Origin of the sequence: Streptomyces sp. NRRL F-2664 (assembly GCF_000719345.1) — a bacterium.
Classification (GTDB): Bacteria; Actinomycetota; Actinomycetes; order Streptomycetales; family Streptomycetaceae; genus Streptomyces.
On sequence record NZ_JOFX01000502.1, the window covers coordinates 1 to 289 of the forward strand.

Genomic DNA, 289 nt, shown 5'->3' on the forward strand with positions numbered 1-289 from the left:
GTTTGCGGACCGGCACGGCAACCGCACCGACTTCGCCTTTGCCCTGGCCGGGGAGACCTGGCAGCTCACGTCTGTCACCGACCCCTACGGCGCCACCACTACCGTCGCCTACGACGACGGCCGGGTCGTCTTCACCGCACCCCCGCGTTCCGGCGACGGGCACCGGCTGACGGCGGTCCTGGAGCTGGAGGACGGGCTGGTCCGCAAGGCCACTGCCGGGGACGGGGCGGTGACGGGGCTGGAGTACGGGCGGCCGCTGGCCGGACACGGCCCCGTCATCACCCGCGTC

At 73.7% G+C, this 289-nt stretch carries 1 protein-coding gene; it reads left to right on the plus strand.

What is annotated here, in order from left to right:
• On the plus strand, positions 1-289 hold a 289-nt coding region (locus IF89_RS40085), incomplete at both ends, for a hypothetical protein (RefSeq protein ID WP_043195122.1).